The sequence below is a fragment of the Streptomyces massasporeus genome (assembly GCF_014648995.1).
Classification (GTDB): Bacteria; Actinomycetota; Actinomycetes; order Streptomycetales; family Streptomycetaceae; genus Streptomyces; species Streptomyces massasporeus.
In genome coordinates this window covers 705,675-725,807 of the sequence record NZ_BMSE01000001.1, presented here as the reverse complement: position 1 = coordinate 725,807, position 20,133 = coordinate 705,675, and the positions used below count along the sequence as shown (strand labels likewise).

The 20,133-nt window shown below is 73.3% G+C and carries 17 protein-coding genes and 1 pseudogene; 4 read left to right on the top strand and 14 right to left on the bottom strand.

Features of this window, described 5'->3' with window-relative positions; translation table 11 throughout:
* The first annotated feature begins 139 nt into the window (after window positions 1–139).
* Window positions 140–2,191 carry a phosphocholine-specific phospholipase C gene (locus tag IE153_RS03330; protein WP_189588242.1) on the top strand — a complete coding sequence of 684 codons (2,052 nt, stop codon included), beginning with the start codon at window positions 140–142 and terminating at the stop codon, window positions 2,189–2,191.
* Here IE153_RS03330 and IE153_RS03325 read toward each other — a convergent pair.
* Together IE153_RS03325 and IE153_RS03320 are read right to left on the bottom strand one after the other, a co-directional pair.
* Window positions 2,181–3,128, bottom strand: coding sequence for a DMT family protein (locus tag IE153_RS03325; RefSeq protein WP_189588241.1), 948 nt, complete (start codon window positions 3,126–3,128; stop codon window positions 2,181–2,183). The genes IE153_RS03330 and IE153_RS03325 overlap by 11 nt on opposite strands.
* Window positions 3,125–3,928 carry a phosphatase PAP2 family protein gene (locus IE153_RS03320; protein ID WP_189588240.1) on the bottom strand — a complete coding sequence of 268 codons (804 nt, stop codon included), beginning with the start codon at window positions 3,926–3,928 and terminating at the stop codon, window positions 3,125–3,127. The genes IE153_RS03325 and IE153_RS03320 overlap by 4 nt, the downstream gene beginning before the upstream one ends.
* A 167-nt stretch (window positions 3,929–4,095) precedes the next feature.
* On the opposite strand from IE153_RS03320, the gene IE153_RS03315 reads away from it, so the two are divergent.
* Entirely contained in the window at window positions 4,096–4,704 is a 609-nt protein-coding gene (locus tag IE153_RS03315; RefSeq protein WP_189588239.1) for a TetR/AcrR family transcriptional regulator, read from the top strand.
* Between the two features lie 159 nt (window positions 4,705–4,863).
* Here IE153_RS03315 and IE153_RS03310 read toward each other — a convergent pair whose 3' ends face one another.
* The 4 genes and pseudogenes from IE153_RS03310 to IE153_RS03295 all read right to left on the bottom strand — a co-directional run bounded on the left by IE153_RS03310 (window position 4,864) and on the right by IE153_RS03295 (window position 8,843).
* The gene (locus IE153_RS03310) at window positions 4,864–5,985 is read right to left on the bottom strand and encodes a hypothetical protein (RefSeq protein WP_438817897.1); all 1,122 of its coding nucleotides are present in this window, start codon (window positions 5,983–5,985) and stop codon (window positions 4,864–4,866) included.
* Window positions 5,986–6,231: 246 nt separating this feature from the next.
* Window positions 6,232–6,312, bottom strand: a pseudogene (locus IE153_RS41415) (DUF2510 domain-containing protein); the annotation flags it as partial.
* Between the two features lie 53 nt (window positions 6,313–6,365).
* Window positions 6,366–7,520: an anhydro-N-acetylmuramic acid kinase gene (locus IE153_RS03300; protein WP_189588238.1), complete on the bottom strand. Its 1,155-nt coding sequence runs from the start codon at window positions 7,518–7,520 to the stop codon at window positions 6,366–6,368.
* Between the two features lie 18 nt (window positions 7,521–7,538).
* Window positions 7,539–8,843, bottom strand: coding sequence for an MFS transporter (locus IE153_RS03295; RefSeq protein ID WP_189588237.1), 1,305 nt, complete (start codon window positions 8,841–8,843; stop codon window positions 7,539–7,541).
* A gap of 180 nt (window positions 8,844–9,023) precedes the next feature.
* Here IE153_RS03295 and IE153_RS03290 point away from each other — a divergent pair, with 180 nt between their 5' ends.
* Window positions 9,024–11,708, top strand: coding sequence for an ATP-binding protein (locus tag IE153_RS03290; RefSeq protein ID WP_189588236.1), 2,685 nt, complete (start codon window positions 9,024–9,026; stop codon window positions 11,706–11,708).
* A 66-nt stretch (window positions 11,709–11,774) separates the two neighbouring features.
* On the opposite strand, the gene pcaDC is transcribed toward IE153_RS03290, so the two are convergent.
* From pcaDC to IE153_RS03255, 7 genes are all read right to left on the bottom strand, one after another.
* Window positions 11,775–12,893, bottom strand: coding sequence for a bifunctional 3-oxoadipate enol-lactonase/4-carboxymuconolactone decarboxylase PcaDC (gene pcaDC, locus IE153_RS03285; RefSeq protein ID WP_189588235.1), 1,119 nt, complete (start codon window positions 12,891–12,893; stop codon window positions 11,775–11,777).
* Window positions 12,890–14,185 (bottom strand): 3-carboxy-cis,cis-muconate cycloisomerase, encoded by a 1,296-nt coding sequence (pcaB, locus tag IE153_RS03280; RefSeq protein WP_189588234.1) that lies wholly within the window; start codon window positions 14,183–14,185, stop codon window positions 12,890–12,892. Before pcaB ends, pcaDC begins: the two co-directional genes overlap by 4 nt.
* Window positions 14,182–14,787 carry a protocatechuate 3,4-dioxygenase subunit alpha gene (pcaG, locus tag IE153_RS03275; protein ID WP_189588233.1) on the bottom strand — a complete coding sequence of 202 codons (606 nt, stop codon included), beginning with the start codon at window positions 14,785–14,787 and terminating at the stop codon, window positions 14,182–14,184. Before pcaG ends, pcaB begins: the two co-directional genes overlap by 4 nt.
* 6 nt (window positions 14,788–14,793) lie before the next feature.
* Window positions 14,794–15,567, bottom strand: a complete 774-nt coding sequence (pcaH, locus tag IE153_RS03270) for a protocatechuate 3,4-dioxygenase subunit beta (protein WP_189588232.1) — start codon at window positions 15,565–15,567, stop codon at window positions 14,794–14,796.
* 115 nt (window positions 15,568–15,682) lie between these two features.
* Entirely contained in the window at window positions 15,683–16,885 is a 1,203-nt protein-coding gene (locus IE153_RS03265; RefSeq protein ID WP_189588231.1) for a thiolase family protein, read from the bottom strand.
* Window positions 16,882–17,526, bottom strand: coding sequence for a CoA transferase subunit B (locus tag IE153_RS03260; protein WP_189588229.1), 645 nt, complete (start codon window positions 17,524–17,526; stop codon window positions 16,882–16,884). Before IE153_RS03260 ends, IE153_RS03265 begins: the two co-directional genes overlap by 4 nt.
* A complete protein-coding gene (locus IE153_RS03255; protein ID WP_189588225.1) occupies window positions 17,526–18,281 on the bottom strand; it encodes a CoA transferase subunit A in 756 nt (251 codons plus the stop codon). The genes IE153_RS03260 and IE153_RS03255 overlap by 1 nt, the downstream gene beginning before the upstream one ends.
* A 206-nt stretch (window positions 18,282–18,487) precedes the next feature.
* On the opposite strand from IE153_RS03255, the gene IE153_RS03250 reads away from it, so the two are divergent.
* On the top strand, window positions 18,488–18,952 hold the full coding sequence (locus tag IE153_RS03250; protein ID WP_189588220.1) for a MarR family winged helix-turn-helix transcriptional regulator: 465 nt from the start codon (window positions 18,488–18,490) through the stop codon (window positions 18,950–18,952).
* A 49-nt stretch (window positions 18,953–19,001) separates the two neighbouring features.
* On the opposite strand, the gene IE153_RS03245 is transcribed toward IE153_RS03250, so the two are convergent.
* Window positions 19,002–20,015 (bottom strand): DUF3048 domain-containing protein, encoded by a 1,014-nt coding sequence (locus IE153_RS03245; protein WP_438817895.1) that lies wholly within the window; start codon window positions 20,013–20,015, stop codon window positions 19,002–19,004.
* Between the last annotated feature and the right edge of the window lie 118 nt (window positions 20,016–20,133).

Here is a 20,133-nt window from a genome sequence, read left to right as displayed (position 1 = left end):
CACACCCTCCGTACCGGCGACTTTCACATGAGTGTCACGCGCCCCTTCCTTGTCGTTTGGTGTCCCTGAAACACTCCTTCCGCGCAGATTCCGTCACGTTCCGGCCATCCCGTACCTCAGGATGAGAGGTCTGTCCTTCATGTCCGAAGTCAACCGGCGCCGCTTCCTCCAACTCGCGGGCGTCACCACGGCCTTCAGTGCGCTGTCCGCCAGCATCCAGCGTGCCGCCGCCCTTCCGGCGAACCACCGCACCGGGTCGATCGAGGATGTCGAGCACATCGTCGTCCTCATGCAGGAGAACCGTTCCTTCGACCACTACTTCGGCACCCTGAGAGGCGTCCGCGGGTTCGGCGACCCTCGCCCGGTCACCCTCGACAACGGCAAACCGGTCTGGCACCAGGAGAAGGACGGCAAGGAGATCCTGCCGTTCCATCCGGACGCCGACGACCTCGGCATGCAGTTCCTGGAGGGCCTGCCGCACTCCTGGCCCGACGGCCACCAGGCCTACGACGGCGGCAAGTACGACCGGTGGGTGCCCGCCAAGGGCACCACGACCATGGCGTACCTGACCCGCGAGGACATCCCGTTCCACTACGCCCTCGCCGACTCCTTCACCGTCTGCGACGCCTACCACTGCTCGTTCATCGGCTCGACCGACCCGAACCGCTACTACATGTGGTCCGGCTACACGGGCAACGACGGCACCGGCGGCGGGCCGGTCCTCGGCAACGACGAACTCGGCTACGGCTGGACGACCTACCCCGAGCGCCTGGAGCAGGCCGGCATCTCCTGGAAGATCTACCAGGACATCGGCGACGGCCTCGACGCCCAGGGCTCCTGGGGCTGGATCCAGGACGCCTACCGCGGCAACTACGGCGACAACTCGCTGCTGTACTTCAACAAGTACCGCGACGCCAAGCCCGGCGACCCCTGGTACGACAAGGCCCGCACCGGCACGAACGCCAAGGCGGGCGAGGGCTACTTCGACCGGCTGAAGGCGGACGTCAAGGCCGGTGAGCTGCCCCAGATCTCCTGGATCGCCGCCCCCGAGGCCTTCTCCGAGCACTCCAACTGGCCCTCGAACTACGGTGCCTGGTACATCGCCCAGGTCCTGGACGCCCTCACCTCCAACCCGGAGGTCTGGTCCAAGACGGCCCTGTTCATCACCTACGACGAGAACGACGGCTTCTTCGACCACGTGGTGCCGCCGCTGCCGCCCAAGGACGCCTCCCGGGGCCTGTCCACCGTCGACGTCTCCCTCGACCTCTTTCCGGGGGACGCCAAGAACACGGCCGGCCCCTACGGCCTCGGCCCCCGGGTGCCGATGCTGGTCGTCTCGCCGTGGAGCAAGGGCGGCTACGTCTGCTCCGAGACCCTGGATCACACCTCGATCCTGCGGTTCATGGAGCGCCGCTTCGGCGTGCGCGAGACCAACATCTCGCCGTGGCGCCGGGCCATCTGCGGTGACCTGACCGCCGCGTTCGACTTCTCCCGCAAGGACGCCCGCCCGGCGCCGCTGCCCGGCACCGACGGGTACGAGCCCCAGGACCGCGAACGCCACCCGGACTACAAGCCGGTCCCGCCCGCCGACCCGCGCATGCCCCGGCAGGAACGCGGCCTGCGCCGCTCCCGGCCGCTGAAGTACGCCCCGCGCGTGGACGCCTCGGTCGACGCGGCGGCCGGGAAGCTCACCCTCACCTTCGCCTCCGGCGCGAAGGCCGGCGCCGCCTTCCACATCACCTCCGGCAACCGCGCCGACGGCCCCTGGATGTACACCACCGAGGCCGGCAAGACACTCTCCGACACCTGGAACTCGGCGTACTCCGGGGGCTCCTACGACCTGACCGTGCACGGCCCGGGCGGCTTCGTGCGCGTCTTCAAGGGCGCGAACAAGACGGCCGGCTGCGAGGTCACCGCCCGCCACACCGGTGACGACATCGAGCTGACCTTCACCAACAAGGGCTCGGGCACGGCCCGTCTGAAGGTGGCCAACGGCTACGGCGGACGGCCCACGACCGTCACCGTGCGGCCGGGCGCGACCGTGTGCCGGACCGTGGAACTCGCAGCCAGCCGCCGCTGGTACGACCTGACCGTCACCGCCGAGGGCGACCAGGCGTTCCTGCGGCGGTTCGCGGGGCACGTCGAGAACGGGCAGCCGGGGGTGAGCGACCCGGCGATCATCACCGCGTAGCGGGAGTGAGGTGCCCCGGATCGTGCGGCCGGGGCACCAGCGCCGGTTCGGCCGTCGCCGAACCGGGTTCCAGCGCCAGGACGACGGCCACCGGATGGTCGTCGTCCACCGGGGCGGCCGCGGGTGCCGCCCGGCTGAGCAGCACCACGCCCCAGGACGCCAGCCCCGCCCCGGCGAGCGCGAGCAGCACCCCCGCCGGGCCGCCCTGGAGGCGTTCACCCAGCAGAGACAGGCCGATCACCGCGGCGGCCAGCGGGTTGGCCAGCGTCACCATCGCGAGCGGTCCGCCCAGGCCGCCCCGGTACGCCGTCTGCGACAGCAGCAGCCCGCCGGCCGCGAAGGCCGCCACGAGCAGGGCCACGCCGACCACCTGGACACTCAGTACCGGACCGGACCGGTCCGTCGCGGCCACCGTCACCGTCTGCGTGAGGGCCGAGGCGACCCCGGAGGCCAGACCCGACGCGGAGGCGTGCCGCAGGCCGGGGCGCGCGCCCGGCCGGGACAGCACCCCGATGAGGGCCGCGGTGGCGCCCGCCACCGCCAGTGCCTCGGGAACGCTCAGCGCATCGTCCGGCGCCGGGCCCGACGCCGTGACCAGGATCGCGCCCAGGCCGAGCAGCGTCAGCGCGGTGCCCTTCCACTCGACCGCGCTCACCCGCCGGCCCGCCAGCCGCGCCCCCATGGGTACGGCCGCGACCAGGGTGAGCGCGCCGAGCGGCTGCACGACGGTCAGCGGACCGTACCGCAGGGCGACGACGTGCAGCAGCGCGGCCGACGCGTTCAGCCCGACCGACCACCACCAGGCGCCGCTGCCGAGCAGCCGCAGCGTGCCGGCGCCGGGGGAGCGGGACGCGAGCCGCTCCTGGGCGACCGCGGCGGCCGCGTAGGCGACGGCGGAGACGAGAGACAGGGCGACGGCGATCAGGACGGCGTTCATCGGCTCGCTCCCACGAGCGCCTGCTCGTCCCGCTGAGCCGGTACGAGGGTGCCGTGGCCCCGGCCGGCCGTGGTCGCCGTGCGGTGCGGAACGGGGACCACGGCGAGCGCGAGACCGAGCAGGGCCGCCGCGACGATCGCGTCGAGCCAGTAGTGGTTCGCCGTACCGACGATCACCAGCAGTGTCAGCAGCGGATGCGCCAGCCAGAGCCGGCGCCATCGCGAGCGGGTCGCGACGACGAGTCCGATGGCCACCATGAGGGCCCAGCCGAAGTGGAGCGACGGCATCGCCGCGAACTGGTTGGACAGGGAGTCGGTCGCGGGATCGCCGTACACCGAGGGCCCGTACAGCCGTGCCGTGTCGACCAGACCGGTCGCCGCCAGTATGCGCGGCGGGGCGAGCGGGAACAGCAGGTGCAGCGCCAGGGCTGCGGCGGTGACCGCGGCCAGCACCCGGCGGGCCCAGACGTAGTGGGCCGGGCGGCGCAGATAGAGCCAGATCAGGAAGGCGGCGGTGGCCGGGAAGTGGACGGCCGCGTAGTAGGTGTTCGCGAGGTGCACCAGGCCGTCGCCGTGCAGCAGCAGGGACTGCACCGCCCCCTCGCCGGGCAGATGGACCGCTCGCTCGAAGTCCCACAGGCGATGCGCGTTGTGGACGGCCTCACCGGTGTGGCCCGTGGCCAGCTGACGGCCGAACTTGTAGACGAGGAAGAGCCCTGCGACGAGCAGGAGCTCCCGGACGAGCGGCGGTCGCGCTATCGCGTCGGACCCCGCCGGCGCAGGCTCGGTGCGGGCATTCATCCCCCGGCCCCTTCGGTGACGGTGGTGCTGTTATCGGTACGAGAGCGTACCGATACGCCAGTGTACCGATACGGCCGCGTACCGGTACACTGGCGTATCGATAGACGTAGAACACATCGCGGGCCGGGAATTTTCCGGCCGCCCGACGAAAGCCAGGAGCACCGCCCATGACGTCGCAGGCTGCGGACCGGCCCGAGCCGGTCGGTGTCACGCGCCGCTCCAAGATCACGCCCGAGCGTGAGCAGGAGTTCTACGACGCCGTGCTGGAGCAGCTGAGGGAGTGCGGCTACGACTCCGTCACCATGGAGGGGATCGCCGCCAGCACCCGGTGCAGCAAGTCCACGCTCTACCGCCAGTGGAAGACCAAGCCCCAGTTGGTGGCGGCGGCGCTGCGCTCGCACCGGCGGACGCGCTGCATCGACACCGGCTCGCTCGCGGACGACCTGCGTGAGGCGGCCCGGGCGGCGGGAGAGCTGTCGGGCCGGGACACCAAGCTCCTCCAGGCGCTCGTGCACGCGGCCCCTCAGGACCCGGAGTTGCAGCGCGCCCTGCGCGAGGCGCTGGTCGAGCCGGAGATCGCCGCGCTGAAGGAGATCATCCGGCGCGGGGTCGAGCGGGGCGAAGTGCCGGCCGATCACCCGGCGCTGGAGTACATCCCGGCGCAGATGTTCGGCGTCCTGCGCATCCGGCCCGTCCTGGAGGGCGAGTACGCCGACCCGGACTACCTGGTCCGCTTCGTGGAGGCGGCCGTGTTGCCGACGCTGGGCCTGACCTGAGACCCGGGCCGCCGTCCGCCGGATGACCGGACGGTGACCCGACCGCGCCGACCCGTGGGGACGGGGGCGGCGCGCACCCCCCGGCCGGGTGGGGTTCCCCTGTGAGCGGCAGGGGCGCCCCACCCGGCCGACCGGTGTCCGCGGGGCGCCCGCTCGCGGTCAGATGTCCTGGCCGTTGCCGCTGCCCGTCGACACCTTGATGCCCTGGGCGATGTCGTCGAGCACGGTCTCCTTCTGGTCCGCGTCGACGCCGAACCGCACGACCACCATCTGCTTCGCGTTGGCGGGGGAGGGGAACGCGAGCGACTCCACGATGCCGTCGGCGCCCTTGCTCGTGACGGCCTTCCAGCGGACCAGGTAGCCCTTCTGCCCGGCCACGGTCACGGCCTTGGAGTCCAGCACGTCGTGGGAGGTGATCCCGCCGTACGACTTGCCGCCGTAGGACTCCTCGGCGTTCTTCGCGATGTCCGCCTTCGCGATCTCCTCGGCGTTGGCGCCCTTGGTGCCGAGCAGCAGGGCCGGTGCCGAGTAGGCGCCGCCCTTCGTGCAGGTCGATGAGGTGTCGCCGGGGCACTTGTAGGAGTCGTCGGACGTCACCTGGGCGCCGGCGTTGGCCTGCTGGCCGTACCAGCCCTTCGGGATCGGCAGGCTGATCCCGCTGACCGAATCGGTCACCGACCCGCTCCGGATCTTCGGCGGCTCGGACTGCTCGGGCCGCGGACTCTGCCCACCGGAGCCGCCGTCGCCGCCGGATCCTCCCGATCCGCCGGAGCCCCCGGACCCGCCCGATCCTCCGGACCCGCCCGATCCTCCGGACCCGCCCGATCCTCCGGATCCGCCCGGCCCGCCGAACGGGCCGCCCTGGCCTCCGGGGGCACCCGGCCCGCCGGGTCCCTGCGAGGTGGGCGTGCCGCCACCGCCGCCGTCGTCCGTCAGCGCGTACACGCCCACGCCGATACTGGCGAGGACGACCACGGCCGCGGCGACGGCGGCGCCCATGCGAAGCCGCCGCCCCTTTCCGCCCTCGGGCGCGGCGGGATAGGCGGGGTAGGCGGGATACCCGGCGGCCCCCGGGTACGCACCGCTACCGGGCTGCCCCCCGACTCCCGGCTGCCCGGCGGCACCTGGATACGCGGCGGCCCCGGAGCCCCAGGCGCCCGCGGGCTGCCCGGCCCCGCTGAACTGCCCGGCGGATCCCGGACCCCCTGCGGAACCGGGACCTCCGGCGGAACCGGGACCCCCTGTGGATGCCGGACCCCCGGCCTCGGCCGGCTGCCCGATTCCCGCCGCCTCGGCGGCACTCGGCTGTCCCGTTCCCGGTATCTCGCTCCCGGCCTGCTCACCGGCTCCCGACGCTCCGGCCCCGGTCGGCGCCCCGGCCGCGGCCGGCTGGTCCGCCGGTGCCGTCGAAGTCCCGGCAAGGGGCGCCTGATCCGTCGGCGTGGGACCGGCGGACGCCGGACCTGTCGGGGGACCCCAGGTCGCGGGCGGCTGCGCCGGGCGGATGCGGTCCGTCCAGGTCTTGCCGTCCCACCAGCGCTCGGTGGCGGGCCCGTCATTTGTCTGTCCGGGATCGGCGTACCACCCGGGAGGAGTCTCCTGCGTCATGCCCCCACCGTATGAGGCGTCGGTGAAAGAGGCATGAGAGGAGTCGGAACCGGCTATTCCAGGAGCAGCCGCGACGGCTGTCGAACCGCCCGCGGCGGAAGCCGCAGCCCCTCCCGGCCCGGGGTCACCGACCCCAGCACGCTGGGATGCCGGGCCCCCGTGCTCGCCGGGTCCGTGCCCGGCAGGCCGTGCAGGGTCAGAAACCCCAGCACCGCGAAGGCGTACGCCTCCTTGGCGTCGGACGGCAGACCCAGATCGTCGGAGGTGCGCAGGGCCACGCCCCGCAGCAGATCCGCGAGCATCGCCATCAGCACCGGGTTGCGCGTCCCGCCGCCCGAGGCGACCACCTCCGTCGCACCCACCGACCCCACGGCGTCCGCCACGGTCCGGGCCGTGAGCATCGTGAGCGTCGCGACGACGTCCTCGGCCGGCAGCGTTCCGAACCCGGCCAGCGCGTCCCGCAGATGACCGAGGTGGAACAGTTCCTTGCCCGTCGTCTTCGGCGCGGGCAGCGCGTAGTACGGCTCCTGGAGCAGCCGGTCCAGCAACGGCCCGTGCACCCGGCCCCGCGCGGCCAGCACCCCGTCCGTGTCGTGGGCCAGCGCCCCGCCGCTGAACCCCCGGGCCGCCGCGTCGATCAGCGCGCATCCCGGCCCGGTGTCGAAGGCCGTCCCGTCGGGCGCGGTGAGGTTGGCGATCCCGCCGACGTTGAGGGCGACGGGCCTGCCCGGCCGGCCGCGCAGCCACAGCAGGTCGACCAGGCTGACCAGCGGCGCGCCCTGCCCGCCGGCGGCGATGTCACGCGGCCGGAAGTCGGCGACCACGGGCAGCCCGGTCGCCTCGGCGATCCACGCCGGCTGCCCCAGCTGGAGCGTGCCGTGGACCTCGGCGCCGGCGACCCAGTGGTACACGGTCTGCCCGTGCGAGGCGACCAACTCCGCCCGTCCCTCGCACAGTTCGCGGTCGGCCCGGACCGCCGTCGCCGCGAAGGCCTGCCCGATCCGGGTGTCCAGCCGGCACACCTCGCCCAGCGTGGTGGTCCCCGGCGGCAGCGCGGCGGCCAGCGCCTCGCGCACTTCCGCGTCGTACGGTTCGCTCACCCTGCCGAGCGGCTTCAGCACCAGGCCGTCGCCGACGAGGTCCAGCTCGGCCGCCGCCGCGTCGATCGCGTCGTACGACGTGCCCGACATGAGACCGATCACCCGCATCCGATCACCCGCATCCGCTCAACCAGCCCTCTCCACCCCCGCTTTCGGTACCCCGGCCCGCCGCGCGGACGGCAGCGTGAGAAGCGCCGGCACGCTCACCGCGCACGCCGCGGCCGCATAGTACGCGGGGACGTCCACGCTGCCCGTCCGCTCGACCGTCTCCGTGATGATGAGCCCGGCACACCCCGAGAACACGGCATTGGACAGCGCGTAGGCGAGTCCCAGGCCCGTGCAGCGGACCCGGGTCGGGAACATCTCCGACAGCATCGCGGGCCCCGGCCCCGCCATCAGCCCCACCACCGCTCCCGCGCCGCACACCGCCACACCCTTCACGGCGTTCGAAACGCCGGGCTGCCGCAGAAGGTTGAGCAGCGGCACCGCGAGGACCACCACCAGCACCGCCCCCGACACCATCACCGCCCGCCGTCCGAGCCGGTCGCTGAGCAGCCCCGCCGGCACGATCGTCGCCGCGAAACCGAGATTGGCCAGCACGGTCGCCACCAGCGCCTGCTGGAACGTCGCGCCCAGCGAGCTCTGCAGATACGAGGGCAGCACGACGAGGAACGTGTACCCCGCCGCCGCCCAGCCCATGATCCGCCCCGCGCCCAGCACGACGGCCCGGACCACCTCGCGCGGAGGAGGCGTCTCCTCGGACCGCTCCGCCACGAACGCCGGTGTCTCGTCCAGCCGCAGCCTCAGCCACAACGCGCCCAGCCCCAGGGGCAACGTCAGCAGGAACGGCAGCCGCCATCCCCACGCGCCCAGTTGCTCCGCCGTCAGCACGGTGGCGAGCAGCGCCGCCGCCCCCGCACCGGCCAGCAGGCCCAGCGCCACCGTGAACGACTGCAACGACCCGTACAGCCCACGCCGGCCCGGCGGCGCGAACTCCGTCATCACCGACACCGCCCCGCCGAACTCCCCACCCGCCGACAGTCCTTGGAGCACCCGCAGGAACGTCAGCAGCCAGGGCGCCAGGGCACCCGCCTGCGCGTACGTCGGCAGCGCGCCGATCAGCGTCGTCGCCACGGTCATCAGCGTGATCACGAGGACCAGCACCGGACGCCTCCCGATCCGGTCGCCGAGTCGGCCGAAAAGCGCCGCGCCGACGGGTCGGAAGAAGAACGCGAGCGCGAAGGACGCGTACGTCTTCACCAGGGCCTCGGCCTCGCTGCCGCCCTCCGGAGTGAAGAACCGCGCCGCGATGATCGTCGCGAAGTAGCCGTAGACGCCGAACTCGTACCACTCGATGAGATTGCCCACCGACCCCGCGACCAGCGCCCGGCGGCCGATTCGTGTGTCCCGTTGCTTCTGAATGAACGTCACCTCCCGTTACTTTGCGCGCCGTTGACTCGAAGGCGGCTGGTGGCGGGCCCGTCGCGTCGCCCCGCTGCACCCGGTGTCACCCGTCACGGCAAGAGGTGCCCCGACCACCCTCCACTCAGGCAATCGGACGGCTACGCTCGACGTCTGTACGTCGTTCGGGCGACTTGGGGAGGTAGCGGGATGACGGAGGTACGGCCCACGGCCGCCGCCTCGGCTTCCCTGTGGGAGCGCGACGAGGAGGTCGCCGCCGTCGCGCGGGCGGTCGACAGCCTGTGCACGGACCGATCCTCGTCCGGCGCACTGCTGGTCTTCCGCGGCGAGGCGGGACTCGGCAAGACCGCGCTGCTGGCCGAAACCCGCCGCATCGCGGAGGCCCGCGGCTGCACGGTCTGGTCGGCGCGCGGCGGCGAGACCCTCAGGTCGGTCCCCTTCAACGTGGTACGGCAGTTGCTGCAGCCGGCCCTGGTGTCGATGCTTCCGGAGGAGGCCCGCGAGTACCTCGGCGACTGGTACGACATCGCCGGCCCCGCCCTCGGCATAGCGGAGCCCGGCGACCGGCGGGCCGACCCGCAGGGCGTGTGCGACGGCCTGGTCGCGGCCGTGCGCCGGCTCGCCCGCCGGGACTGGCCACTGGTGCTGCTGATCGACGACGCCCACTGGGCGGACCAGGAGACCCTGCACTGGCTCGCGGGGTTCGCCGAGCGCCTCGACGAGATGTCCGTCCTGGTCGTTGTCGCCCGCCGCTCCGAGGAGGTCTCCGGTCCGAGCGCCCGCCACCTCGACACCGTCGCCGCCGCGGCGGACGGCCCCGTCACGACCCTGAGCGCACTCACCCCGGACGCCACGGCCGGGCTCACCCGCGCCACCCTGGGCCGGCACGCCGACGCCGCGTTCTGCCGCGAGGTCTGGGCCGTCACCGCCGGCAACCCCTACGAGACCGTCGAACTCCTCGCCAAGGTGCAGGACAGCGAGCTCGACCCGGTCGAGGCCCGGGCCGGCGAACTGCGCGAGCTGAACCGCTCGGCCCGCGGCGGCGGCCTCGTCGCCCGCCTGGAGGAACTCGGCATCGACGCCACCCGGTTCGCCTGGGCCGCCGCCATCCTCGGCGCCGGCATCTCCGTCGGCCTGGTCGCCAAGCTCGCCACCCTGCGGCCGGACGACGCCCGCCGCTGCGCCGAACTGCTGCGCACCGCCCGCATCCTCACCGCGCCCGACCCCGCGACCGGCCGCAGCACCGACGGCGACCTGGAGTTCGTCCACCCGCTGATCGCGACCGCCGTCTACAACTCCATCCCCGACGCCCTGCGCACCGCCATGCACGGCATCGCCGCCCGGATCGTCTCCGACGAGGGACACGGCGCCGCGGCCGCCGCCCGCCACCTCCTGGAGGTCCACCCGGACGACGACGAGGAACTCGTCGGGCAGCTGCGCGAGGCCGCCCGCGAGCACCTCGCCGTGGGCGCCCCGGACGCCGCGCGCCGCTGCCTGGAGCGCGCACTGAAGGAACCGCCGCGGCCCGACTCCCACCCGCACGTGCTCTACGAACTCGCCGGGGCCACGTTCCTCACCGCGCCGGCCCGCACCATCGGCCATCTGCGGACCGCGCTCGGCATGCCCGGCCTCGACGGCGACCAGCGGGTGGACGCCGTCTTCCGGCTCTCCCAGGCGCTCCTGCACAACGACCAGCTGGAGGAGGCCGTCCGCACGGTCGAGGCGGAGGCCGCCCGGCTCCGGCCCGGACCCGCCCGGATGCGGCTCCAGGCCGTGCACTTCATGTGGGAGGGCCTGCACGCCGGCGAGGCCACCTCACCCGACCGCTCCCAGCGGCTCGCCGACCTCGCGAGCACCTGCACCGGCCGGAACAACTCCGAACGCGCCCTGCTCATCCTGCGCGGCTTCGACGCCCTGATGCACGGCGAGAACGCCGAGGAGGTCGCCGAACTGTGCGACCGCGCCCTCGTCAACGGCCGGCTGGCCCCCGGACTCGGCTGGACCGACACCGAGTGGGGCATCGAACTGCTGCTGATGCTGGCCAACGCCTACGGCTTCACCGACCGCCTCGACCGCGCCGAGACCCTCTACAACGAAGCGCTGCGCGCCTACGAGACGGCCGGCTGGAGCGGTGGCCACCTCGCCCTGGCCCACGCCTATGTCGGGATCGGCCACCGCAGGCGGGGCCGGCTGAAGGAGGCCGAGGCGTCCCTGCGCGAGGCGCTGCGCCTCGCCGAGCGCGTCGGCCGCGGTCTGCCCCTGTACTGGTCGGCGACCTGCAGCCTGGTCGACACCCTGCTGGCCCGCGGCCATGTCGAGGAGGCCTGGGACGTCGCCGAACGGCACGGCTTCGCCCCGCCCTACCCGTCCACCATCGTCCTGCCGGATCCCCGCTCGGTGCGCGGGCGGCTGCTGCTGGCCGTCGGCCGGACCAAGGACGGCATCAACGAACTGGAGGCGGCGGAGAAGGCCGCGGCGGCCCGGGGGCACCACAACCCCGTGCTCGTCCCCTGGGCGGCCGACCTCGCCCGCGCCCTGCGCACCGAGGACCCGGCCCGGGCCGCCCGGCTCGCCGTCGACGTCCGCCGCCAGGCGGAGCGCTTCGGCACGGACACGGCGATAGGGGAGGCCCTGCGCTGCGCCGCCGACCTGGAGACCGGTCAGCGTGCGGTCCGGCTCTACGCCCAGGCCGTCACCTACCTGGAGGCCTCGCCCTGCCAGTACGAGTACGCGGCGGCCCGCATCGAGTTCGGCGTCGCCGCCCGCTCGGTGAGCGACCTCGAGCGCGGCCTGGACCTGGCGGTCTCGTGCGGCGCCGACGGACTGGCGGAGCGGGCGCGGGCGGCGCTCACGTCCGGCGTCGGACCGGCGTAGTCCGGGCGCGCGGTCAGGCGTGCGCGGTCATGTGCGCGGTCAGGCGTGCGCTTCATGTCCGCGCCGTCATGAGGTGCCGTCCTCCTCCGCCAGCACCCGCTGGGCCGTAGCGAACGCCGAGTTCGCCGCCGGCACCCCGCAGTACACCGCCGTCTGGAGCAGCACCGCGCCGATCTCCTCCGGGGTGAGGCCGCCCCGGCGGGCCGCGCGGACGTGCATGGCCAGTTCGTCGTAGTGGCCGTGCGCGACCAGCGCGGTGAGCGTGATCATGCTGCGCTCGCGGCGGGACAGGGTCGGGTCGGTCCAGATCTCGCCCCAGGCGTAGCGTGAGATGAAGTCCTGGAAGCGGGCCGTGAACGGTGTCTGACGGGCCTGCGCCCGGTCGACGTGAGCGTCGCCGAGCACCTCCCGCCGTACGGCCATGCCCCGCGGGGCCCCTGGGCCGAGGTGGGCGCGCAGGGCGGTCAGCACCGCCTCCGGGCACTGCGCGGGCGCCAGATGGGAGGCGCCCGGCAGTTCCACGAGCGTCGCGCGCGGCACGGCGTCGGCGATCTCCCGCAGATGCGAAGGGGGCGTCGCCGGGTCCTCCCGGCCCGCGACCAGCAGGGTCGGTACGGCGATCTCCGTGAGCCGGTCCCGCAGGTCGAACGCGGCGAGCGCGTCACAGCAGGCGGCGTACGCCTCCGGGTCGGCGTCCCGGTGGTCGCGGACCAGGCGCGGCACGGTGAAGTCACCGGCGAACCAGCGCGCGTCGGCGTTCTCCGCCAGCCCGGCGAGCCCCTCGCGCCGTACCAGGGCGGCCCGCTCCTCCCAGGGCTTGGACCCGTTGAAGTGCGCCGACGAACAGATCACGGCGAGCGACGACAGCCGCTCGGGACGGTGCGTCGCGAGATGCAGCCCGACGGCCCCGCCCAGGGACACGCCCGCGTACGCGAACCGCTCGATGCCGAGCGAGTCGGCGAGCGCCAGCACCAACCCGGCGAGATCAGCGACCGTCGCGCCCGCTTCGATGAGGCCGGCCGCCGAACCGCCGTGCCCCGGCAGGTCCCAGCGCACCACCCGGTGGCTGATCGACAACTCGGGCGCCACCTCGTCCCACAGGGCGTACGACGTGCCGAGCGACGGGCCGAGCAGCAGCGGGGGAGCGGAGGCGGGCCCTTCGGCGTGGTGGTTCAGGAGGGTCAACGTCGCTCCAGAGAACGGTCGGTGAGGGCCCCGGCGGAGCCCGTGTAATGGGTGGGGTCGAGGTCGACGTCCGTCAACTCCGGCGCCTCTGCGAGCGGTTGCCCCGTGGAGGCCAGCCGGGTGAGGAGTTCCGCGGCGCGGGCGCGGCCCAGCACCGGGGCCAGCTCGGCGGACAGCCGCTCGGAGACGATCAGCCCGTGGGTGAGATCCAGGTGTGCGCGCATGGCCTCGGGCCTGACCCGCAGCCCCTCCGCCAGGTCGGCGGCGTCCCGGGCGGTCCCGCCGACCAGCCTCAGGAGGTCGCGCAGCGGCTCCCACTCGGCGTGCCAGGCCCCGGCCGGGCGTTCGTCCTCGGCGGCCATGGACCCGTAGAGCGTGGCCGCGAGCTGCGGTGCCCGCCGCGCGGCGGAGGCGATCAGGGTGGACCGTACGGGATTGGACTTGTGCGGCATGGCGGACGATCCGCCGCCACTGCCCTCGGCGACCTCGGCGATCTCGGTGCGCGACAGGGTCAGGACGTCCACGGCGAGCTTGCCGAGCGCGCCGGCCGCGAAGGCCAGGCACCCGGCGAGATCGCCGATCGGCGTCCGCAGGGTGTGCCAGGGCAGACCGGGCGCACGGAGGCCGAGTTCGCGGGCGTAGATCTCCGGCAGCCCGGCCGGATCGCTCGCGCCGTACGCCCCGAAGGCCGCCAGCGTCCCCGCCGCGCCGCCGAGTTGGGCCGGCAACGACTCCCGTACGGCTCGCACCCGGTCCCGTGCGTCGAGCACCAGCGACCGCCATCCGGCCGCCTTCAGGCCGAACGTGGTCGGTACGGCGTGCTGGGTGAGGGTCCGCCCGGGCATCGCCGTGTCACGGTGCGCGGCGGCCAGCCGGGACAGGGCCTGTTCGGTACGGCCGAGGTCGGCGAGGACCGGGTCGAGGGTCCGCGCGGCCACCAGCATCATCGCCGTGTCCATGATGTCCTGGCTGGTCGCGCCCCGGTGGACGTAGGGACCGTGGGTGTCGCCCACGGCCTTCGTCAGATCGGCGACCAGGGGGATGACGGGGTTGCCGCCCGTGCGTGCCCGCTCGGCGAGGGACCGTACGTCGAAGGCGCCGGCGCCCGCCGCTTCGGTCACCGCCGTCGCCGCCTCGGCCGGGGCGAGGCCCGCGGCGGCCTGGGCCCGGGTCAGCGCGGCCTCCGCGTCGAGCAGCGCCCGCAGGAACGCGTCGTCACTCGTGGCGGAGGCCGCCGCGGAGTCGGACCACCCGGGGGCGAGCAGGCCGGTGTCGCCGGGGTGAGCTGTCACTGGAACTCCAGGAAGACCGTTTCGCCTTCGCCCTGAAGGCGGATGTCGAAACGGTACGTGCCGTCCCCCTCCTCCGCGGCGATCAGCGTGTCGCGGCGAGCGTCCTCCAGCCCGGACAGCAGCGGATCGGCGGCGAGCACCGCCGCGTCGCCCGGCAGGTAGATCCGGGTGTACAGGTGCACGAGCAGCCCGCGCGCGAAGACGCACACGCTGAGGTACGGGGCGCTGCGCCCCCGTGCACCGGGCCGCAGTGTCCGCGCGTACCAGTGGCCGTTCGCGTCGGTCTGAATGCGTCCCCAGCCGGTGAACTCCACGCCGTTGCGCCCGAGGAAACCGCCCGAGGCCGGGTCGCGCCGCATCGAGCCGTCGGCGGTCGGGATGTTGCCGTCGGGGTCAGGGCCCCACAGTTCGATGAGGGCGTCCGGCAGCGGGTCGCCCTCGCCGTCGGTGACGTAGCCGTGCACGGTGACGGTGTCGGGGTGCCCGAGTGGTGCGATGTCCTCGCCGCCGCGGAAGGGCAGGGCGTGGCCGTAGAACGGGCCGACGGTGTGCGAGGGGGTGGGCAGCACGCTGTCCGGACGGCTGGTATCGATCTTCGTCATGGCTGGTCAGCGCCCTTCTTCGATCCAGGTGGCCTGCGGGCCGTCCAGCACGATGTCCCAGTGGTAGCCCATCGAGAACTCGGGCACCGACAGGCTGTGGTCGTACGTCGCGACCAGCCGCTGTCGGGCCGCGTCGTCCGTCACGGACTGGATGATCGGGTCGTAGGGGAACAGCGGGTCGCTCGGGAAGTACATCTGCGTCACGAGCCGCTGGGTGAACGCCGAGCCGAAGAGCGAGAAGTGGATGTGCGCCGGCCGCCAGGCGTTGACGTGCTGGCGCCACGGGTACGGGCCCGGCTGGACGGTGGTGAAGCGGTAGTGGCCGTCGGCGTCGGTCAGGGTGCGGCCCACGCCGGTGAAGTTGGGGTCCAGCGGGGCGTCGTGCTGCTCGCGCTGGTGGGCGTAGCGGCCCGCCGAGTTGGCCTGCCAGATCTCCACGAGCTGACCGCGCACCGGCCGTCCGTGGCGGTCCAGCAGCCGTCCGGAGACGGTGATGCGCTCACCGATCGGCTCGCCCTCGTGCTGCCGGGTGAGGTCGTTGTCGATCTCGGTGATGTCCCGCTCCCCGAAGGCGGGGGAGGACAGTTCCACCAGCTCCGGATCCTTGCCGACGTCGATGGTGACCGGCGGCTGCTTGGGGTGCCGGAGCAGTGAGGACCGGTACGGCGCGTAGTCGCGCCGCGGCTGGTGCTCGACGGGCCCGCCGTCGGCGAGGCGCTTCTCGTACGCGGCGTGCTGGGCCGCGATCTCCTGGTCGATGTCGTGCTGCGTGAGAGTCATGGGGGTCCCTGAGGTTCTTGACGGTCGTGCCCCATCAGGGGCGCGGGCCGGATCGATATGCGGCTCCGCCGCGCGGGCGCGACCGGCCACGTGCGGCCCGCAGTCTTGAACGGCGCTAGCGCTCCAGGACAAGGGCAAGGCCTTGGCCCACCCCGATGCACAGCGTGGCGACGCCGACGCCGCTGCCACTCCGGGCCAGCTGATGCGCGACCGTCCCGGCGAGCCGCGCCCCGGACGCCCCCAGCGGATGACCCAGGGCGATCGCGCCGCCCTGCGGATTGAGGATCGCGGGATCGAACGCGGGCCACTCGGCCACACACCCCAGCACCTGCGCCGCGAACGCCTCGTTCAGCTCCAGCACGGACAGGTCGTCGAACCCTCTGCCCGCCTTGGCCAGCGCCCGGTTGACCGCCTCCACGGGCGCCAGCCCGAAGTAGTGCGGGTCGGTGGCCGAGACACCCGTCGCACCGACGCGGGCGAGCGGCTCGCGGCCCGTCGCCCTCAGCCCCTCCTCGTCGACGAGCAGCAGCGCCGCCGCACCGTCGTTCAGGGGCGAGGCGTTGCCCGCCGTCACCGTGCCGGCCTCCGTGCGGAAGGACGGCTTCAGCCGGGCCATCGCCGCCAGGGAAGCGTCCGGGCGGACGCACTCGTCGGCCGCGAAGACCACCGGATCGCCCTTGCGCTGCGGGATCGCCACGGAGGTCAGCTCGACGTCGAACAGGCCCTCGGACCGCGCCCGGGCGGCCTTCTCGTGGCTGCGCAGGGCGAACTCGTCCTGCTGCTCCCGGTCGATCTTGTGCTTGTCCGCGATGAGTTCGGCCGACTCGCCCAGCGGGATCGTCCACTGCGGCTCCATCCGCGGGTTGACCATCCGCCAGCCGAGCGTCGTCGAGTACAGCTCGGTGTGCCCGGCCGGGAAGGGCCTGTCGCTCTTCGGCAGCACGTACGGTGCCCGGGTCATGGACTCCACACCACCGGCCAGCACGACGGACGCGTCGCCGAGCGCGATGGCCCGGGCCGCCTGGATCACGGCCTCCAGGCCGGACGCGCACAGCCGGTTGACCGTCACGCCCGGCACGGACGTGGGCAGACCGGCGAGCAGCGCGGCCATCCGGCCGACGTTGCGGTTCTCCTCACCGGCCCCGTTCGCGTTGCCGAAGTACACGTCCTCGACCCGGGCCGGGTCCAGCTCCGGCGTGCGGCCGAGGAGTTCGCGGACGGCGTGCGCGGCCAGGTCGTCGGGGCGCACGCTCGCGAGGCCGCCGTTGTAGCGGCCGATCGGCGTGCGGACCGCGTCGACGATGTAGACGTCCTTCACTTCAGGCCCTCCGGCACGGTCAGTTCGGCGTCGGTCCTGGCGACGATCTCGCCGGCGGTCACACCCGGCGCGGTCTCGACCAGGACGAGTCCGTCGTCGGTGACGTCGAGGACGCCGAGGTCGGTGATGATCCGGTTCACGCATCCCTTGCCGGTCAGCGGCAGGGCGCACTCGGCGAGGATCTTCGGCGAGCCGTCCTTGGCGGTGTGCGTCATGACGACGACGACCGTGCGGGCGCCGTGCACCAGGTCCATCGCCCCGCCGATACCGGTGATCAGCTTGCCGGGGACGGCCCAGTTGGCCAGGTCGCCCCGCTCGGACACCTGCATGGCACCGAGCACGGCGACGTCGATGTGCCCGCCCCGGATCATCGAGAACGACAGCGCCGAGTCGAAGAAGGACGCGCCCGGCAGGACCGTCACCGTCTCCTTCCCGGCGTTGATCAGATCCGGGTCGACGGCGTCCTCGGTGGGGTAGGGGCCGGTGCCCAGGATGCCGTTCTCCGATTCGAGGACGACCTCGACGCCCTCGGGGAGGTGGTTCGGGATGAGCGTGGGCAGGCCGATGCCGAGATTGACGTACTGGCCGTCCCGCAGCTCCCGCGCCGCCCGTGCGGCCATCTCCTCGCGCGTCCAGGCCATCAGGACCTCACCGTCCGCTGCTCGATCTTCTTGTCCGCCGCCTGCTCCGGGGTGAGCGCGAGCACCCGCTGCACGAAGATGCCCGGCAGGTGCACCGCGTCCGGGTCGATCTCGCCGGGCTCCACCAGCTCCTCCACCTCGGCGATCGTGACCCGCCCGGCCATCGCGGCCAGCGGGTTGAAGTTCCGGGAGGACTTGTTGAAGACCAGGTTGCCGTGCCGGTCGCCCTTCCAGGCCCGGACCAGGGCGAAGTCGGTGCGGATGCCCCGCTCCAGCACGTACTCGGTGCCGTCGAACTCCCGGACCTCCTTGGGCGGCGAGGCGAGGGCGACCCCGCCCTCACCGTCGTAGCGCCAGGGCAGTCCGCCGTCGGCGACCTGGGTGCCGACGCCGGCCGGGGTGTAGAAGGCGGGGATCCCGGCGCCGCCGGCCCGCAGCCGCTCGGCCAGCGTGCCCTGCGGGATCAGCTCGACCTCCAGCTCCCCGGCCAGGTACTGCCGGGCGAACTCCTTGTTGGCGCCGATGTAGGAGCCCGTGACCCGGGCGATCCGGCCGGCGGCCAGCAGCACCGCCAGGCCCGACTCCATCGCCCCGCAGTTGTTGGAGACCACCGACAGCCCGGCCACGCCGCGCTCGTACAGCGCCTCGATCAGCACGTTCGGCACACCGCTCAGCCCGAAACCGCCCACCGCGAGCGACGCGCCGTCCGGCACGTCGGCCACCGCCTCCAGGGCTGTGGCGACCACCTTGTCCATCCGAGAAGCCCCATCTCTTCCGAGCGACCCGACCGAATTAATCAGGGCACTGAGTATTTCTGCAAGCTGTTCTCTCACGCTGCCATCGGGGCGGTGGGGCGTCAAGACCTCGGCATACAGGCCTGTGATCCTTTGCGAAGGCGGCAGACAGTACCCGATGGGTTGAGTATTGTTCAGTGCACCGACGAAACGACCGAGGGGTGCACATGGCGGCCGCGGACCTCACCACCCACCCCGGGCACCTGGCCCGGCGGCTCCAGCAGGCGCACTACCTGCTGTGGAACGCGATGGTCTCCGAGGAGATCACCTCGCCTCAGTTCGCCGTCCTCAACACCCTCGTCGCCGAGCCCGGCCTGGACCAGCGCACGGTGGGGGAGCGGGTGGGGCTCGACCGGTCCACCATCGCCGAGGTGATCAGCCGGCTCAGCCGGCGGGGACTGCTCGACAAGGTCCGCGATCCCCAGGACGGGCGCCGCTCCCTGCTGCACCTCACGGACGAGGGGGCGCGCACGCATCGCAAGCTGACCGTGCGCACCGCCCGGATGAACCAGGTCTTCCTCGCCCCGCTGACCGCCGACGAGCGGACGGTCTTCTTCGACCTCATCCGGCGGGTCGCGGATGCGGCCGAGGGGCTCCGCAATCCGGAGGAGCCCCTGGTGGCGCCCCGCTGACGGACGCCGCCCGGGTGGGCCGGGCGGGGTCCGGCGGACGGCGGGCCGGTCAGGGCGTTCTGGCGAACACCACCCACACCTGGCCGTTCGCGAAGTTCACCGGCGTGCCGTCACCGGTGGTGAACGTCGTGCCGTCCGCTGCCTTCTCCCGCTTCCAGTGCACGTCCCAGGCCCGCCCGTCGCGCAGCACCGTCGCCTTCCCCGAGCCGACCGTCTCGGTGTACGGCGTGTTGTTGCCGAGGAAGTCCCGGAAGGCGGACTCGCGTACCTTCACGTACTGCACGACGACCGTCGCGGCCGCCATCCGCTCACCGTCGGCCGTCGTCGCGGGCGTGCCGTCCATGCCGACCAGCCAGCGGTCGCGGGAGTCCGACCAGGTGAAGGTGAAACCGGCCGCCGGGTAGCGCACCGTCCGGGACGCCGTCGCCGTGCCGCCCGCGGGCGGCGCCCCGTAGTGGAATCCGGTGGTCAGGGCGGCCTTCCCCGGGACCTCGGGCACGATCCGCTCGGGCCGCAGGTAGAGGTTGTGCGGGGCGGGCCTGCCGGAGTCGCGGAAGAAGGCGTTGGCGGCGTTGCCCGGTGTCTCCGCCCGCAGCGGCGCCTTGTCGATCAGCGGCAGGAGCTTCTTCTGCGCGCCGGAGAAGGCCAGCGTGGGCCGGTCGAACTGGCGCAGCAGCTCCAGATCCGACTCGCGTGCGCTGCGCACCGGCCCCACGGTCTTCGGCAGCCGGGTCGCGTACACGGCCATCAGCCGGCTCAGCCCGCCCTCGACCTGTTCCGCGTAGACCACGTCCGCGGCGTCGACGCCCGTGTGCGGGCGGGCCGGGGCGGCGTTGTCGATCTTGACGACGAGAGGGGCGGGGACGCTCGCCGAGGGCGATTCCTCCTGCCTCGACTCCTTCGGTGACCCCCGTCCGTCGTCGCTCGGGCCACCGCCCCCGGTCGTGCAGCCCGCCGCCAGCGCGGGCGTCACCGTGGCGGCCAGCAGCGCCGCCGTCGTCGCGGCACGCCGTCCGCGCGCCCCTCGTCCCATGCCCACCGTCGCCACCGCGCCTCTTGTCATCGATCTGTCTTGATTGTGCGCTTATCTGAACATCGATGGCCACAGGCGACCGTTCTGGACGAGGAAGTGTCTCCGCCGCGTCCGTCGATCGGCGCAAGGTTCAGCGCGGGGCGTCCGG